The 15557-nt window shown below is 66.9% G+C and carries 16 protein-coding genes; 6 read left to right on the top strand and 10 right to left on the bottom strand.

The window, feature by feature from the left end:
- Positions 1-91 precede the first annotated feature (91 nt).
- The 3 genes from ASF26_RS15675 (at position 92) to ASF26_RS15670 (ending at position 2588) form a co-directional block, all read left to right on the top strand.
- On the top strand, positions 92-1201 hold the full coding sequence (locus ASF26_RS15675; RefSeq protein ID WP_082477667.1) for an aromatic ring-hydroxylating dioxygenase subunit alpha: 1110 nt from the start codon (positions 92-94) through the stop codon (positions 1199-1201).
- 67 nt (positions 1202-1268) lie between these two features.
- Positions 1269-1469: a hypothetical protein gene (locus ASF26_RS22760; RefSeq protein ID WP_156463006.1), complete on the top strand. Its 201-nt coding sequence runs from the start codon at positions 1269-1271 to the stop codon at positions 1467-1469.
- A gap of 45 nt (positions 1470-1514) precedes the next feature.
- The gene (locus ASF26_RS15670; RefSeq protein WP_056255854.1) at positions 1515-2588 is read left to right on the top strand and encodes an MBL fold metallo-hydrolase; all 1074 of its coding nucleotides are present in this window, start codon (positions 1515-1517) and stop codon (positions 2586-2588) included.
- 32 nt (positions 2589-2620) lie between these two features.
- Here ASF26_RS15670 and ASF26_RS15665 read toward each other — a convergent pair whose 3' ends face one another.
- Positions 2621-3238, bottom strand: coding sequence for a glutathione S-transferase (locus ASF26_RS15665; protein WP_056255694.1), 618 nt, complete (start codon positions 3236-3238; stop codon positions 2621-2623).
- 114 nt (positions 3239-3352) lie between these two features.
- On the opposite strand from ASF26_RS15665, the gene ASF26_RS15660 reads away from it, so the two are divergent.
- The gene (locus ASF26_RS15660) at positions 3353-3835 is read left to right on the top strand and encodes an Lrp/AsnC family transcriptional regulator (protein WP_056255692.1); all 483 of its coding nucleotides are present in this window, start codon (positions 3353-3355) and stop codon (positions 3833-3835) included.
- A 6-nt stretch (positions 3836-3841) separates the two neighbouring features.
- On the opposite strand, the gene hslU is transcribed toward ASF26_RS15660, so the two are convergent.
- From hslU to ASF26_RS15615, 9 genes are all read right to left on the bottom strand, one after another.
- A complete protein-coding gene (gene hslU / locus ASF26_RS15655; protein ID WP_056255690.1) occupies positions 3842-5155 on the bottom strand; it encodes an ATP-dependent protease ATPase subunit HslU in 1314 nt (437 codons plus the stop codon).
- Positions 5156-5360: 205 nt separating this feature from the next.
- Positions 5361-6986, bottom strand: coding sequence for a HAMP domain-containing methyl-accepting chemotaxis protein (locus ASF26_RS15650; protein WP_244475948.1), 1626 nt, complete (start codon positions 6984-6986; stop codon positions 5361-5363).
- 132 nt (positions 6987-7118) lie between these two features.
- Positions 7119-7655, bottom strand: a complete 537-nt coding sequence (gene hslV, locus ASF26_RS15645) for an ATP-dependent protease subunit HslV (protein WP_056255685.1) — start codon at positions 7653-7655, stop codon at positions 7119-7121.
- 114 nt (positions 7656-7769) lie between these two features.
- Entirely contained in the window at positions 7770-8165 is a 396-nt protein-coding gene (locus ASF26_RS15640; RefSeq protein WP_056255683.1) for a GFA family protein, read from the bottom strand.
- Positions 8166-8236: 71 nt separating this feature from the next.
- Positions 8237-9355, bottom strand: coding sequence for an AAA family ATPase (locus ASF26_RS15635; RefSeq protein WP_056255680.1), 1119 nt, complete (start codon positions 9353-9355; stop codon positions 8237-8239).
- On the bottom strand, positions 9352-10272 hold the full coding sequence (gene hemF, locus ASF26_RS15630) for an oxygen-dependent coproporphyrinogen oxidase (RefSeq protein WP_200925948.1): 921 nt from the start codon (positions 10270-10272) through the stop codon (positions 9352-9354). The genes ASF26_RS15635 and hemF overlap by 4 nt, the downstream gene beginning before the upstream one ends.
- Before the next feature lie 54 nt (positions 10273-10326).
- Positions 10327-10605, bottom strand: coding sequence for a YiaA/YiaB family inner membrane protein (locus ASF26_RS15625; protein ID WP_056255675.1), 279 nt, complete (start codon positions 10603-10605; stop codon positions 10327-10329).
- Positions 10606-10917: 312 nt separating this feature from the next.
- Complete coding sequence (locus ASF26_RS15620) at positions 10918-11598, bottom strand: PspA/IM30 family protein (RefSeq protein WP_056255673.1); 681 nt, start codon at positions 11596-11598, stop codon at positions 10918-10920.
- Positions 11599-11694: 96 nt separating this feature from the next.
- Positions 11695-12153, bottom strand: coding sequence for a tRNA (cytidine(34)-2'-O)-methyltransferase (locus tag ASF26_RS15615; protein WP_056255852.1), 459 nt, complete (start codon positions 12151-12153; stop codon positions 11695-11697).
- Positions 12154-12251: 98 nt separating this feature from the next.
- Here ASF26_RS15615 and ASF26_RS15610 point away from each other — a divergent pair, with 98 nt between their 5' ends.
- Both ASF26_RS15610 and ASF26_RS15605 read left to right on the top strand, forming a co-directional pair.
- Positions 12252-14120, top strand: a complete 1869-nt coding sequence (locus ASF26_RS15610; protein ID WP_056255672.1) for an ABC transporter ATP-binding protein — start codon at positions 12252-12254, stop codon at positions 14118-14120.
- Positions 14117-15529, top strand: coding sequence for an MATE family efflux transporter (locus ASF26_RS15605; RefSeq protein WP_056255670.1), 1413 nt, complete (start codon positions 14117-14119; stop codon positions 15527-15529). The genes ASF26_RS15610 and ASF26_RS15605 overlap by 4 nt, the downstream gene beginning before the upstream one ends.
- Positions 15530-15557: the final 28 nt, after the last annotated feature.

Raw genomic sequence — 15557 nt, 5'->3', positions numbered from 1 at the left:
GACGGGGCGCTCTCCGCCACGCATCGTCCGGGATCCAGCAGGCCCGGGCATGGCCGGAGACGAGATCGCATCAGGACAGTCGCGGCCCATCATGCTCCCATCCCCGCCGCCCCAGGCAAAGGCCGATACGGCGAAGACCCCGGCGACCGACGACGCGGCCCTCGACCCGGACGCCATGCGCCAGCCCCTGCCTGACGCGTTCTACTGCGTCGGCCGCTCCGACACGCTGAAACCTGGCAGCCTGCGCGCCGTCGAACTCAACGGCGAGCAGATCGTCCTCGGCCGCGATAGGGCCGGAGCCCCCTTCGCCATGCGCGACCGCTGCCCGCACCGGGGCATGGCCCTGTCGAAGGGGCGCTTCGATGGCGAAGCCGTGACCTGTCCTTTCCATGGCTGGCGCTTCGGCACCGACGGGCGCTGCCGCGACGTGCCCACCCTGTCCTCGGCGGATGCGGCGGATTTCACCCGGATCGCGGTCCAGCGCTTTCCCATTCGCGAGAGTGCCGGCTTCGTCTGGGTGAACCCCTCTCTCGGGCCGCCGGGTGGTGACCTGCCGCCCCTGCCGGAACTCGGGTTCGAGGCGGCGGGCTCCCTCGTGGTCGAGCTCGTGGTGGAAGCCTCGTTCGACCTCACCACGTTGAGCCTCGTCGACCCCGGCCATGTGGCCTTCGTCCACGATTCCTGGTGGTTCCGCCCGTCGAAGGAGCTGCGCGAGAAGGTGAAGACCTTCACGCCGACGCCGCACGGCTTCACCATGTCGAGCCATGCCACGACAACGAGTTCGCCGGTCTACAAGCTGCTCGGCGGCGTGCCGGAGGTGGAGATCGAGTTCCGCCTGCCCGGCGTGCGCCTGGAGCGGATCGAGGCCGGGCCGAAGCGCGTGGCGAATTACACCTTCGCGACACCGCTCACCCACAACCGCACCATGCTGACGAACGCGCTGTATTGGAACATGCCGGTCCTCAACCTGCTGAAGCCCCTGGCGCGCCCGCTGATGCGGCAGTTCCTGACCCAGGATCAGCAGGTGCTCCAGCACGCCCAGGCCGGCCTCGACCGCAAGCCGACGATGGTTTTGTTCGGCCAGAGCGATCTGCCGTCGCAATGGTACTTCCGCCTCAAGCGCGAAGCCCTCCAGGCGGCCCGCGAGGCGCGGTCCTTCCGCAATCCGCTGGTGCAGCAGGAATTGCGCTGGCGGTCCTGAAACTTTTCGGCTCTCCGCCCCGTAGCTCGTCCTTTCAGACCGATGCTTTCGGGAAGGAGCGAGACCGTTGCCGCATTACGTCGTTCGCCGCAGTCGCATGGGGCGATTCAACTTCACGCTCATCGGTGCGCATGGGCGGATCACCGGCGTCGTCGCCATTCCGACCGAGAACAAGACCCGCGAGGAAGTCGAGGTCGAAGCCCATCGGAAGATCCGTGCCCTCGCCGGAGAGCTGGTGGCCGTGATGCCGAAGGACTGCCAAGCCTGACGGAAGGCGTCTTGATTGCGCGGCGGCCACCGCCATCTCGGAACGATGAAACGGCAAAGCCTTCTCGCGACCCTCTCCGCGCTCACCGTCATGACGCTCGGCGGCGTCGGCTACGCGGCGCACCGGCGCAGCAAGGGCCGTAACCCGTATTACAGCGGCCCGGTGACCGATCATTTCGACGGGCTACAGTTCCACGGCGTCGATCAGCCGGCGGACAAGGTGCTGGGTGACATCCTGCGCTGGAAGCGGGAGCGGGCCAGGATCGCCTGGCCGGCTTCGTTTCCGAGCCCCTTCACCGATACACCGCCCGAACGGGTGGAGGGCTTACGCGTATCGTTCATCGGCCATGCGAGCTACCTGTTCCAGGTCGGACGCCGCAACATCCTCGTCGACCCGGTCTACGCCCAGCGCGCCAGCCTCCTCTCCGTGGCGGGTCCGAAGCGGGTCAACCCGCCGGGCATCGCCTTCGACGCGCTCCCGCCCATCGACGTCGTGCTGATCACCCACAACCATTACGACCACCTCGACGGGCCGACCGTGGCCCGGCTCTGGCAACGGCATCAGCCCCTGATCGTGGCGCCGCTGGGCAACGACAGCATCCTGCGGTCCTTCGACGATACGATGAATGTGGAGACATGCGACTGGGGCCAGTCCGTCGATCTCGGCGGGGGGCTCACGTTACACATGACTCCCGCCAATCACTGGTCGGCCAGGGGCCTGAACGACAAGCGCATGGCGCTGTGGTGCTCCTACGTCCTGACCAGCCCGTCCGGCGTCGTCTATCATTCCGGGGATACCGGTCTCGCCGATGGCGCGATCTTCCGCGATGCCCGAGACCGCTTCGGTCCCCCGCGCCTCGCGACCCTGCCGATCGGGGCCTACGAGCCACGCTGGTTCATGAAAGCCCAGCACATGAACCCGGCCGACGCCGTCGTCGCGGCCGGACTGCTCGGAGCGGACCAAGTACTTGGGCACCATTGGGGCACGTTCCGCCTCACCGATGAGGGCATCGAACAGCCGGTGGAGGCTTTAGCGGCGGCATGCGCGGCGGGCGGGATCGATCCCGCCCGCTTCATTCCGCTGCGACCCGGCCAGGTCTGGTCGCCCGATCTCCCTTGATATTTCGGATGTCCGCCCTGGGACGCGCGCGCTCAGGTGGCGGGTGTATCGAGGAACTCCGGAAGCGCTTCCGCCCGGGCGGTCGATGCGACGAGCCGCGGATAGACACCGGCATCGACGAGGTCCGGTATCATCATTCGCGAGAAGCTCCAGGCGACCGCGACGCTGACATCGGCCTGGAGCGGGCGCGGGCTCGATAGGAGCCAGCCCTCGCCATCGCCGATCTCGTCCTCGATGAGATCGTATGCCGCGACGAGTTGACCGCGGACCCGGTCGATCCACGGGCCGTGCTGCTTCTCGGCCGGTCGTAGATTGCGTTCGTAGACGATCTGCACCGTCTTCTCGCAGGCAGCCAGCGCCAATGCGATCAGACGTTGCGAGCGGTCACGCTCGGAAGGGGTGATCGGGTGAAGACGGCGATCCGCTCCGATGAGACACTCCGCATGGTCGAGGATGAGCGTCGAATCCATCAGGACGATGTCGTTATCCGTGACCAGGGTCGGCGCCTTCACCACCGGGTTGATCGCCGCGAACGCCTCGTAGTGTCGGAACACCGAAAGCGGCCGGTGGACGAACGGGATTCCCATGAGCTTCAGCGAGATCGCCACGCGGCGCACGTAGGGTGAATCGAGCATGCCGATCAATTGCACGGAGCGTCCTGTCCGATTGGAGAATCGATGAGGACGAGCTTGGCCGTTCATCAGCTAATGCACTATGCCAAGTCATCGGCGTCGATCGGTATCTGCCGATGATTTGAAGGTTCGATGCGCGTGGGAAGACCGGCTGCCGATCTCGACGACAAGGATGTCGCCATCCTCGAAATCCTGCAGAATGACGGGAGGATCGCACTCTCGGAACTCGGCCGCCGCATCGGCCTCTCGCAACCCGCCATGTCGGAGCGGGTGAAGCGACTGGAGGAGAGCGGTATCATCGCCGGCTACGGCGCGCGGCTGGACCATGCTGCGCTGGGGCTCGGGATGATGGCGATCATCCGGCTCAAGACTGCCCACGAACACATCCGGGCCTGCCTCACCCATTTCGCCGCCCTGCCGCATATCTGCGAGGTCCACCGCGTGACCGGCGAAGATTGCTTCATTCTGAAGGCGATCGTGCCCACGCCGGGTGACCTCGCGGCGATCGTCGACGCGATCGGCCGGTTCGGTCCGGTCACGACCTCTGTCGTGTTGAAGAGCGAGCCGAGCCGGCCGATCGGCCGAGAACTCATCCGCGCCGGCCGGAAAGGATGAGGCGGATCACAGGATGAACCGGCTGAGATCGGCGTTCGCGGCGAGGCTTTCGACGCGCTCGCGGACATAGCCGGCATCGATCGCCACGGTCTCTCCGGACCGGTCTGTGGCGGTGAAGGAGATGTCGTCGATCACCCGCTCCAGCACGGTCTGAAGGCGGCGGGCGCCGATATTCTCCACCGAATTGTTCACCTCTACGGCGACCCGAGCGAGCGCGTCCACGGCATCGTCGGTGAAATCGACGGTCACGCCTTCCGTCGCCATCAGCGCCACGGTCTGTTTCAGCAGGCTCGCCTCGGTGGTGGTGAGGATCTGCTTGAAATCCTCCACGGTGAGGGGCTGCAACTCGACGCGGATCGGTAGGCGGCCCTGTAGTTCCGGCAGGAGATCGGACGGCTTCGAGACGTGGAAGGCGCCGCTGGCGATGAACAGGATGTGGTCGGTCTTCACCGGACCGTGCTTCGTCGCCACCGTGGTTCCCTCGATCAGCGGCAGCAGATCGCGCTGCACGCCCTCGCGGGACACGTCGGCCGACGAGCGGCCTTCCTTGGCGCAGATCTTGTCGATCTCATCGAGGAAGACGATGCCGTTGTTCTCGACCTCGCGGATCGCTTCCTGCGTCAGCGATTCCGTATCGACCAGCTTGTCGGATTCCTCTGCCAGCAATGGAGCGTAGGCCTCGCGCACCGTCATCCGCTTCGGCTTGCCCTTCTGGCCGCCCAACGCCTTACCGAGCATGTCGCCGAGATTGACCGCCCCCATGGACGCGCCCGGCATCCCCGGGATCTCGAACATCGGCAGGCCGGAGGGCGATCCGCCGGACAATTCGATCTCGACTTCCTTGTCGTCGAGTTCGCTGGCCCTCAGCTTCTTGCGGAAACTGTCGCGGGTGGCCTGGCCCGAAGTCGGACCGACCAGGGCATCCAGGATGCGCGATTCCGCCGCCGCCTCGGCCTTCGCCTGCACCGAGCGGCGCTTTTCCTCGCGCTTGAGGCCGATGCCCACCTCCACGAGGTCGCGGACGATCTGCTCCACGTCGCGGCCGACATAGCCGACCTCCGTGAACTTCGTCGCCTCGATCTTGAGGAACGGCGCGCCGGCGAGCTTGGCCAGCCGGCGGGCGATCTCGGTCTTCCCGCAACCCGTGGGGCCGATCATCAGAATGTTCTTGGGCGCCACCTCCTCCCGCAGGGGACCGACGAGCTGCTGCCGGCGCCAGCGGTTGCGTAGGGCGATGGCCACCGCGCGCTTGGCATCGTGCTGGCCGACGATGAACCGATCGAGCTCGGAGACGATTTCGCGGGGGGAGAAGGTTGTCATCACGCTCCGGTCGGATGCGGCAGCTGCGCTGCCCGAGAAGAGGGGAGGGCGCGCTTTCGATCCGCAAGGATGCGCCACCCGCTGATGCGCGGATGATGCGAGCCGAAGGCGCAACCATGTGGGCGGGTCGGCATGGGATCGAGATCGTGCACGGTCCCGATCTAAGCGTCGGCAGCCTTCCTTTCCAGATGCATCGGGACGGCGCTCAGGCGGCCCGGATGCCGCCGACGAAGCCATCGACCTCGTGTCCGAGGCTCGTTGACTGGCGCGTCAGATGCTCGGCGGCGGCCAGCACCTGGGATGCGCCGGCTCCGGTCTGAACCGCCGCGACCTGAACATCCGCGATGGTTTCGGTGACGGCCTGGGTTCCGCGCGCGGCATCGTTGACGCTGCGGGCGATTTCCTGCGTGGCCACCTGTTGCTGCTCCACCGCCGCCGCGACGCCTATCGCGATGGTATGGACGCTGCCGATGGTGGAGCCGATCTCCTCGATGGCGCCCACCGTATCGCGGGTGGCCTGCTGGATCGTCGCGATCTGCGCGGTGATCTCGTCCGTCGCCCTCGCAGTCTGGGCGGCGAGCCCCTTCACCTCGGCCGCGACCACCGCGAAGCCGCGACCGGCCTCGCCGGCGCGGGCCGCCTCGATGGTGGCGTTCAGGGCGAGCAGATTCGTCTGACTGGCGATGTCGGAGATCAGGGCGACCACGTCGCCGATGCGGGATGCGCTGTCGGCAAGGACACGTACACGCTCCGTCGTCCGGCGCGCGCTCTCCACCGCACCGGCGGCGGCGGCAGACGTCTGGGACACCTGTGCGCCGATCTCGTTGGCGGTGGCGGCGAGTTCCTCGGTGGCCGCAGCGACGGCCTGAACGTTCATGGCCGTCTCGTTGGCCGCATTCATCACCGCGGTGGATTGCCGGTTGGTCTGGTCGGCATTGGCCGCCATGGAACGGGCGGTGAGCTCCATCTCGGCGGCCGAGCCGGCCAGCGTCTCCACGAGATTTCCGACGCTGCCCTGGAAGCGATCCGCGAGCTCGTTTCTCTCGGCACGGCGACGCTGGGATGCGATTCCGGCGGACTGGTCCTGGCTGGCGCGGAGGTCCGCCGCCTCTTTCATCGTCGCCGAGAAGACCTGCATGCTGGTCCAGATCTCGCCGATCTCGTCGCGCCGGGGTTTCATCGCCGGCAAGGCCAAGTCCCCTTCGGACAGCCGGCGGATCGCCTGAGAGACGCCGGCCAGGGGACGGGCGATCTCGCGATTTCCCACGAAACCGCCGATCAGCAGGCCGCCGAGGGTACCGCCCACGGCCAGGAACAGCAGGAGCTGGAAACGCTCCGCATAGAGGGAGTCGGTCGATCGATCGATCGCCTCGACCTCCGCGGCGGCAGTGCCGACGAGTTTGTCGATGCTGTCCTGGAAGGCCTGGCGGTTGGCCCGATTGGCCTCGTTGAAGCCCTGATCGGCCGCGGCCTTCGGCGAAACTTCGGTGCCGAGCCGCCCCAACTCGTTGCGCAGGATCGTGAAGCTCCCGGCATCGGCCAGAATCTTGTCGAACGCCGCACGTTCGCTCGCCGGCACGCGTGGAGCCCAGCTTTTCAGCAAGGCGTTCATGGCGTCGAGGTTCTTCTTGAGACGGACTTCGTATTTCTTCGCGTCCTGCGTGTCCTTCGCGGCATAGATGCCGCGAGACTCGACGACGACACTGGTCACGATCTGGTTGAGGTTGGCAGCGTCGAGCGCCCGCTGGGACGCGAGTTTCGCATCCGTCAGGGCGGTATTGAACGCTTGCAGCGACAGGATGCTGATCGTGGCAACGACGAGCGTCACCATCGAGCAGATCCCTACGAAAGCGAGAATTTTTGCCCGGATGCGCATTGTCTTCGGCCAACTTCCTGAAACAGTCAGACGATAGCGCTAGGAGAATATCGACAAGGTTGAGTTAATCCGGCCTTCAAACTGGCATTAAGATGCAGAAATCTCCAGCTGCTCGATGACGAGATTGCCGTTGGTGTAGACGCAGATTTCCGCAGCGATCCCGAGTGCTCGCCGGACGATCGCCTCGGCGTCGTGCTCGCCATCTTCCAACGCGCGGGCAGCGGCCAGAGCGTAATTCCCCCCCGAGCCGATCGCCATGACGCCACCTTCCGGCTCGAGCACGTCACCGGCGCCGGAAAGAAGCAGGCTGACATCCTTGTCCGCCACCAGCATCATCGCTTCGAGACGGCGCAGGTAGCGGTCGGTGCGCCAATCCTTGGTGAGCTCGACGCAGGCACGGGTCAGTTGCCCCGGATACTGATCGAGCTTGGCTTCGAGCCGCTCGAACAGGGTGAAGGCATCAGCCGTCGCCCCGGCGAATCCGCCGATGACGGCGCCCTTTGCGAGGCGGCGCACCTTGCGGGCATTGCCCTTCACGATGGTCTGGCCGAGGCTGACCTGCCCGTCGCCGCCGATGACCACCTTGCCGCCCTTGCGGACCATCAGGATCGTGGTGGCGTGCATTTGCGGCGGGCCGCCGGATGCGGAATGGGACAAGGTTGACTCCGGTCTGGTTCTGACCGGTGTCAGGTAGTCTTTCGGAACGCGGACTCCAACCTCCGCCGGAGCGGTAGCGCGCTATTCCGGGTAGCGTTGGAAGGCCGGTAGGGTCTCGAACCGAGCGAACCACGAGGCGGCCTCGGCGATCTGAATCCTGACCTGGGGCGGCAGCGCCTCGGGATCGTCCAGGGTCGCGGTATGGATGTCGACCTGGCCGGGGAAGACCGCCTCGTTGCGGTAGAACAGGTTGGTCCCGCAGGTGCCGCAGAACTGCCGGATGACGCCCGGCGAGGATTCGTAATCGGTCGGGTGACCCGAGATCGTCACACGCTCGGCTGGGAATAGGGCGAAGCCCACCACCGGAGCCCCCGACGAGTGTCGGCAATCGGCGCAATGACACAGGGCGCTATGGCTCGGCTCGCCCTCGGCGCTGTACTGGATCGCTCCGCAGCGGCACCGTCCCGTCAGGCCCATGTGAGTTCCCCCTTCGTTCTCGTGCTTTGTCTCAGAGAACGATGACGCGGGCAAGACGTTGGCGCCCTCGCTCACACCACGACGGTGATGGCGCGGGCGGCGCGGGTCAGCCCGGTATAGAGCCAGCGCGCCCGGTGCTCGCGGAAGGCGAAGGATTCGTCGAACAGGACGACGTTGTCCCATTGCGAGCCCTGAGCCTTATGGACGGTCAGCGCGTAGCCATAGGTGAACTCGTCGGTCTCGCGCTTGAGGAAGGCCGGGATCTCCTCCTCGGAGCCCGACATCACCGCCCGCAGCACCTTGATGTCGATGGGCCGCCGCCTCAGGGCCGGGTCGTCGTCGGGCACGACATCGAGGCGGATCGTGTCGGCGCGGGGCGCGGCCCGAAGGGCATGGACTGTCCAGGTCGAGCCGTTGAGCAGGCCCTTGGTGCGGTCGTTGCGCAGGCAGACCAGCTTCTCGCCCACCGCCGGCATCGGATCGGTATGGCCGGCCAGTTCCCGCAGGCGGTTGTTGTAGAGCCGCCGCGTCTTGTTCATCCCGACCAGGACCTGATCGCATTCGAGCACGCTCGACGGGTCGAGGGAGCGGCGCGAGACGACGCGGCTCTCGCCGTATTCGCCGATGCTGAGCCGGCCGCCCTCCCGGATCGTCATGGCCATGCGCACGATCGGGTCGTCGGCGGCCTGCCGGTGGACGTCGGTGAGCATCACATCGGGCTCGGCCTCGGTGAAGAACCCGCCGCCGCGCACCGGGGGCAATTGGGCGGGGTCGCCGAGGACCAGGACAGGCTTGTCGAAGGAAAGGAGGTCGTTGCCGAGATCCGAATCGACCATGGAGCACTCGTCGATGACGACGAGCTCCGCCTTCGAGACCGGCCCGGTGCGGTTGATGGTGAAGGCCGGTCCGCCCTCCTCGGTTTCCTTGCTGCGGTAGATCAAGCTGTGGATCGTCGCGGCGTCGTGGCAGCCTTTCGACCGCATCACCGAGGCGGCCTTGCCCGTGAAGGCGCCGAAGACGACGTTGCCCTCGACATCGTCGGCGATGCGGCGGGCCAGGGTGGTCTTGCCGGTGCCGGCATAGCCGAACAGGCGGAACACCTGGGGTCCGCCGGCCTTGCGCCACTCGGCAATGGCTTTGAGCGCTGCGTCCTGCTGCGGCGCGTAGCGGGTCGGTAGATCGTCGCTCACGGCCAGCGCACGGTGGGCGGCAGCGAGGATAGGATCGAGGCGACGTTGCCGCCGGTCTTCAGGCCGAAGATGGTGCCCCGGTCGTAGAGGAGGTTGAATTCCACGTAGCGCCCGCGCCGCACCTGCTGCTCCAACCGGTCTTCCTCCGTCCAGGGCGTCGAGAGGTTCGCGCGCACGATGGCCGGATAGGCATCGAGGAAGGCGAGGCCGACATCCTTGGTGAAGGCGAGATCGGCCTTCGGATCGCCGGTCCAATGATAATCGTAGAAAATTCCGCCAATCCCGCGGGGTTCGTTGCGGTGTTTGAGGAAAAAGTATTCCTCGCACCACGCCTTGTAGCGGTCGTAATCCGCTGCCGGCGCATGGGCGTCGCAGGCCGCCTTCATCGCCGCGTGGAATCGCAGCGTGTCGGGATCGTCCTGCGTCCGACGCCGGTCGAGGACGGGGGTCAGGTCGGCCCCGCCGCCGAACCACGTCTTCGTCGTGGAGACGAAGCGGGTGTTCATGTGCACGGTCGGAACGTTCGGGTTCCAGGGATGGACGATGAGCGAGATGCCCGTGGCGTAGAAGCGCGGATCCTCCGCCGCGCCCGGCATCTGCGCGCGAAATTCCGGCGCGAACTCGCCGAAGACCTGCGAGACATGGACGCCGGCCTTCTCGAACACGCGGCCATGCAGCATCGCCATGGTGCCGCCGCCGCCGGGCGTGCCGCTATGGTCCGTGCGCTGCCAGGGCGTCTTCACGAAACGTCCGGCCTCGGCCGGGGCATCGGGATGGAACGACCCTTCGGCCTCCGCCTCGATCGTTTCAAGTTCCGTCAAGATCCGGTCGCGCAGGCTCGCGAACCAGGTGGTGACCTCGTCCTTCAGGAGGGCGAGTTCGGCGGCCGGGGGCGGTGGCGGGGTCGTGTCGGACATCGTCATGGGGGAGGGATGTCCCATCCCTCCCGTCCATCGTCAATCAAGGTCCGCTCAATCTTTGCCCACCGACATCAGCAGGCGCTCGGTCTTGGCGTCCTCGATCCGGTTGACCATGCGGCGGCCCTCATGGACGTCGCGGATCGTTTTGGTGGCGGTGATGCAGGACTGGACCAGCATGATCGTGCCCATGGCGAGGTAGCCCTTGATCCAGATATCCATGGGCATGAACAGGATGCCGAGGCCGACCATGGCCGCGGAGCCGATGAAGGACGCGTAGGTGAAGGTGACCCAGGCGCCGGAATGCTGAGTGGTCTCGTTGTTGATGGTCATGGTCGTAGTCCTCGATGTGAGAGTGCTGAGTTGCGTGAGTTTTGTTCAAGTCATCGGCGATATTTTCGAATGTCGATCGCCCCGGATTTGGTGGTTCTGAAGGTTATTCCTCACCTCGACCTCATCCTGAGGTGCTGCGAAGCAGCCTCGAAGGAGGCCTCCAGTTAGAGCGAGCTTGCTGGAGGACTTCTTCGAGGCCTCCGATGCGCTCCGGCGCCTCAGGATGAGGTGGCGGATGGGAGAATGGTGTTTCCCATGTCTTGATGCTCCCATGACCTGCCCAGACTCATCGAGTCCGCGTCGCATCAACCTTCATGCGGCGCGCGCATCGACCTTACGCCGGAGGCGGTCGAGGACGGCGCCGCCGCTCGGGCGGGTGCTGGCGCCGAAGCCTTCGCGCTCGAGCCGTTCGGCGATGGAGAGGCCGGGCTCGGTCTCGGCGAGCGCCGCTTCCGTGTCGGCGGCCTCGGTCTGGAGGGCGCGCAGTCGGCTCAAGGTCGACTCGGCTTCCTTGAGTGTCGCCCGCTCGCTCGGGTTGGCCTGAACGCCGAGGCGCCGTGCCGCCTCCGCCGCGGCGGCGATGCGGCGTCCGCGTTCGAGCTCGCTCTGCCGGCGCGTGGCGTCGGCGACGACGGAGCGGATGCGGGCGACCTCGCGGGCGAATCTCAGGCGTGCATCACCGATGGCGTCGCGTTCGGCTTCGAGCTCCGCGATGGCTTCCGCCGCCTCGGCCGCCAGCTCCTCGCGTCCCGCCGCCAAGGCCGCCAGGGCGCGCTCTTCGAGATCTGCCGCGCGGGCTTCCACCTCGGCGAAACGCCGGCCTTCCGCCTTGTCACCCGCCATTGCGGCGGCGAGGGCCCGGCGGCTGCGCTCCAGGGAGACGCGCGTCTCCCGGATCTGCTGATCGAGGATGAGCAGGGCGTGGCGATCGATCACCTCTTCCTCGGCCCGGGCGGCGGCGCCGCGGGCGAGGAGCCGAAACAACTTGAGCATGGTGTGCCTCCGGCGTTTGAACGCTGTTCACACTCATGGTCTCGCCGATATTTGCACGCCGTTCAAGTGCTGAACTGCACACCGTTCAAAATCATGTCACGCGCTCGACCCGATCTGTCTCAGCCCCTCGCCGAGGATCATCGCCGCCGCCACGGCGATGTTGAGCGAGCGCATGCCCTCGCGGATAGGAATGACGATCCGGGCATCGGCCGCCTCGTGGACGGATGCGGGGACGCCCGCCGATTCCCGACCCAGCAGGATGCAGTCGCCGGGGAGGAAGGCGAAGGCTGTGTAGGGGAGGGCGCCGGCGGTCGTGGCGAGGACGAGCCTCGTGCCGGTCGCTTCCCGCCACTGCGAGAAGGCCGCCCAGGAGCGATGCCTCGTGATCGCCACATGGTCGAGATAATCGAGGCCCGAACGGCGCAGATGCCGGTCGGACACATCGAATCCTGCCGGCTCGATGATGTCGACGGCCACGTTGAGACACGCTGCCATCCGCAGGATCGTCCCCGTATTCTGGGGAATGTCGGGCTGGTAGAGGGCGAGACGGAGCATCGGACCGGGCGGCTGCATTGCGTCTGCGGCATCGCCTCGCGGTTGGCACGTCGTCAAGGCCCACTACCTCAGGCAAGTCTCCAACACCGGACCAGATTATGTTTCTCGATTGGCTCGAGCGCCGCATCGACCCGTTCGCGTCCTTCGAAGACGGCCGGATGCCTCCCAAGACGGTGACGGGCTTCGCTGCCTTCTACCTGAAGCCGATGCGGGTTGCCCTGGTGCTGCTCTTCCTCGTGGCCATCGCGGCCGGAACGGTGGAAGCGTCGCTCTACCTGCTCATGGGCTGGTTCATCGATCTCCTCAACACGGCCGACCGCGCGACGGTGCTGGAGGAGCACGGCTTCAAGATCGCTCTCGCGGCGGTGCTGCTTCTCGTGGTGCGGCCCTTCACAGTCTGGCTGCACGAGGTGATGTCGAACCAGCTCCTCGTGCCGCAGGCGACCAACCAGGTCCGCTGGCGCACGCATCTCTACACTCTCGGTCACTCGCTCTCGTACTTCCAGGCAGATTTCGCCGGCCGGCTCGCCAACCGCGTCGTTCAGGTCGGCCCGGCCGTGCGCGAACTGGCCGTGGTCTTCATCGATACGCTGCTCTACGTGGCGATTTACGCCGTCACGGCGGTGGGCCTGTTCGGCTCCATCTCCCTCTGGATGGCCCTGCCGGTGGTCGTCTGGGTCGCGGCCTATTCGGTGCTGACTTGGTGGTTCGTGCCCCGTGCCCGTGCGCGCTCCCTCGTGACGGCCGATACGCGCTCCCTCCTCATCGGTCGGATCGTCGACAGCTACACCAACATCCTCACGGTGAAGCTCTTCGCCCGCGACCGCGAGGAGCGCGCGGCCGTGCGCGACGCCATCGACGTGCATACGGTCGCCCATCTCCACCAGTTCCGGCTCGTCACCACCACCACGACGCTGCTGGGCCTGCTCAACAGCGCGCTCATCGTCGCCACCGCCACGGCCTGCTTCGTCCTGTGGCGGCGGGGCGGCATGACCACCGGCGAGGCCGCGGCGGGCCTGGCCCTCGTCCTGCGCCTGATGGCGATGTCCGGCTGGGTCATGCAGACGGTGCGCGGCATCTTCGAGAATGTCGGCGTGATCCAGGAGAGCATGCAGACGATCTCGCGGCCTCACGGGATCGTCGACCGGCCCGACGCCCGGACCCTCGCAGTGAGCGGCGGCGATATCCGCTTCGAGCGGGTCGGCTTCCGCTACGGCGACGGCACACCGTCCGTCATCCAGGATTTCAGCCTGCATATCCGCCCGGGTGAGAAAGTCGGCCTCGTCGGAATCAGCGGCGCGGGCAAAACCACGCTGACCGCGCTGCTGCTTCGGCTGCACGACATCCAGAACGGCCGGATCCTCATCGACGGTCAGGACATCGCCGGCGTCACGCAGGAATCGCTGCGCGGAGCGATCGCCATGGTGACGCAGGATACCTCGCTCCTGCACCGGTCGATCCGTGACAACATCGCCTATGGCAGACCGGACGCGACGCTGGAGGAGATCCAGCGGGCAGCGCGTCTGGCGGAGGCCGATGGGTTCATTGCCGGTCTCGTGGATAACAAGGGGCGGACAGGCTACGACGCTCAGGTCGGCGAGCGGGGCGTGAAGCTCTCCGGCGGTCAGCGCCAGCGCATCGCCATCGCCCGCGTCATCCTGAAGAACGCGCCGATCCTGATCCTCGACGAAGCGACATCCGCCCTCGACAGCCAGGTCGAGGCGGCGATCCAGGACAGCCTCGACACGCTCATGCAGGGCAAGACCGTGCTCGCCATCGCCCACCGGCTTTCCACGATCGCAGCGCTCGACCGGCTGATCGTGATCGACGCCGGGCGCATCGTGGAGGAGGGGACACATGCGGAACTGATCCGCACCGGCGGACTCTACGCGCGCCTGTGGGAGCGCCAGTCCGGCGGCTTTCTCGGTGACGTCTCGCCGACCGTCTACGAGGATGCAGCGGAATGATCGCCCTCGACGTTTCGGCTGGGGCAGCTGAGCGGCGGCGTCCCTCGCGCGGTCCCTGGATCACGGAGTTGCGGGCGACGCTGGTTCTCGCCGCACCTCTGATCCTGACCAATCTCGCCCAGCACGGCCTCGTCACCGCCGACGTTGTTCTGCTCGGTCGTCTCGGGGCTGAGCCGCTCGCGGCCGGAGCCCTGGCGACGAGCCTCTACTTCATCCTGTTCATCTGCGGGATCGGCTTCGCCTCGGCGGTCTCGCCCCTGATCGCGGGCGCGGTCGGCCGTGACGATTCCGCCGATCACGATGTGCGCCGCATCGTGGGGGCCGGTCTCTGGGCCGTCACCATCGCGGTCCTCCCGGTGATGCTCGCGCTCTGGCACACCGAGCCCCTCCTGCTGGCCATGGGGCAGCAGCAGAAGCTCGCCGAGGATGCCGGCCTCTACATGCGCGCCCTGCAATGGTCGATGTGGCCGGCCCTCGCCTTCATGGCCCTGCGCGCCAGCCTCTCCGCCCTGGAGCGGCCCGGCTGGCCCCTTGCCATCAGCCTCGCGGCGCTGCCGGTGAATGTGGGCTTGGCGATCTGGCTCGCCTTCGAAGGGCCGGGGCTGCTCGGCCTCGGCATGGTCGGTGTCGGCCTCGCCACGACGCTCGCCGCGTTCCTGTCCCTGGCCGCCCTCGTCGGCGTGATGATGCTGGCGCCGTCCCTTCGCCGGCGACGGCTCTTCCTCGGTGTCTGGCGCCCCAATGCCGCACGCCTCGCGACCATGTTCCGCCTCGGCCTTCCCATGGCGGCGACGGGTCTGGCCGAGGCGAGCCTGTTCGAGGCCGCCGTCTTCGGCATGGGCCTGTTCGGCACGGCGCCGCTTGCGGCCCATGCGGTGACGATTCAGATCGCAGCGATCTGCTTCATGGTGCCCAACGGCATCGGCCAGGCGGCCACGGTGAGGGTCGGGCGTGCCTTCGGGGCGGGGGACCGCATGGCCATGCGCCGGGCCGGCACCATCGCGATCCTCCTCGGATTCGGCTTCATGAGCGCGTGCGCCCTCGCGCAGGTGACGCTGCCGCGCCCGCTGATTGGGCTGTTCCTCGACCTGGAGGCTCCCGGCAATGCCGAGGTGATCCCCTATGCGATCACCTTCATCGGCTTCGCCGCGCTCTTCGCCATGGCGGACGGCATCCAGTCGGTGGCGCTCGGTGCCCTTAGGGGGATGCAGGACACGCGCATTCCCATGGCCATCGCTCTGTTCGGTTACTGGATCGTCGGCATTCCGGCCGGCATCCTCGCCGCCTGGGGTCTCGGATTCGGCGGCTCGGGGATCTGGATGGGGTTCTGCGCCGGTCTGGCGGTGGTCGCCGTGATGCTGGTGCGCCGCTGGCTGTCCCTCAGTGGCAGCGTCACTGTGTGCCCGTGACGAATGCCGCGTCCCGTCACGGGCCTAC

Source organism: Methylobacterium sp. Leaf93 (assembly GCF_001422345.1).
Taxonomy (GTDB): Bacteria; Pseudomonadota; Alphaproteobacteria; order Rhizobiales; family Beijerinckiaceae; genus Methylobacterium; species Methylobacterium bullatum.
Note: the sequence above shows the minus strand (reverse complement) of the source record. Positions and strands in the feature narration are given on the sequence as shown.

Excerpts from the sequence above, each read along its gene's own strand:
- hemF (WP_200925948.1), bottom strand. The coding sequence starts at position 10,272 with ATGTCCGACACGACCCCGCCACCGCCCCCGGCCGCCGAACTCGCCCTC.
- hslU (WP_056255690.1), bottom strand. The coding sequence starts at position 5,155 with ATGACAACCTTCTCCCCCCGCGAAATCGTCTCCGAGCTCGATCGGTTC.
- hslV (WP_056255685.1), bottom strand. The coding sequence starts at position 7,655 with ATGCACGCCACCACGATCCTGATGGTCCGCAAGGGCGGCAAGGTGGTC.
- ASF26_RS15670 (WP_056255854.1), top strand. The coding sequence starts at position 1,515 with ATGAAACGGCAAAGCCTTCTCGCGACCCTCTCCGCGCTCACCGTCATG.
- ASF26_RS15625 (WP_056255675.1), bottom strand. The coding sequence starts at position 10,605 with ATGACCATCAACAACGAGACCACTCAGCATTCCGGCGCCTGGGTCACC.
- ASF26_RS15615 (WP_056255852.1), bottom strand. The coding sequence starts at position 12,153 with ATGCTCCGTCTCGCCCTCTACCAGCCCGACATTCCCCAGAATACGGGG.
- ASF26_RS15640 (WP_056255683.1), bottom strand. The coding sequence starts at position 8,165 with ATGGGCCTGACGGGACGGTGCCGCTGCGGAGCGATCCAGTACAGCGCC.
- ASF26_RS15620 (WP_056255673.1), bottom strand. The coding sequence starts at position 11,598 with ATGCTCAAGTTGTTTCGGCTCCTCGCCCGCGGCGCCGCCGCCCGGGCC.
- ASF26_RS15675 (WP_082477667.1), top strand. The coding sequence starts at position 92 with ATGCTCCCATCCCCGCCGCCCCAGGCAAAGGCCGATACGGCGAAGACC.
- ASF26_RS15660 (WP_056255692.1), top strand. The coding sequence starts at position 3,353 with ATGCGCGTGGGAAGACCGGCTGCCGATCTCGACGACAAGGATGTCGCC.
- ASF26_RS15650 (WP_244475948.1), bottom strand. The coding sequence starts at position 6,986 with ATGGTGACGCTCGTCGTTGCCACGATCAGCATCCTGTCGCTGCAAGCG.
- ASF26_RS15610 (WP_056255672.1), top strand. The coding sequence starts at position 12,252 with ATGTTTCTCGATTGGCTCGAGCGCCGCATCGACCCGTTCGCGTCCTTC.
- ASF26_RS15605 (WP_056255670.1), top strand. The coding sequence starts at position 14,117 with ATGATCGCCCTCGACGTTTCGGCTGGGGCAGCTGAGCGGCGGCGTCCC.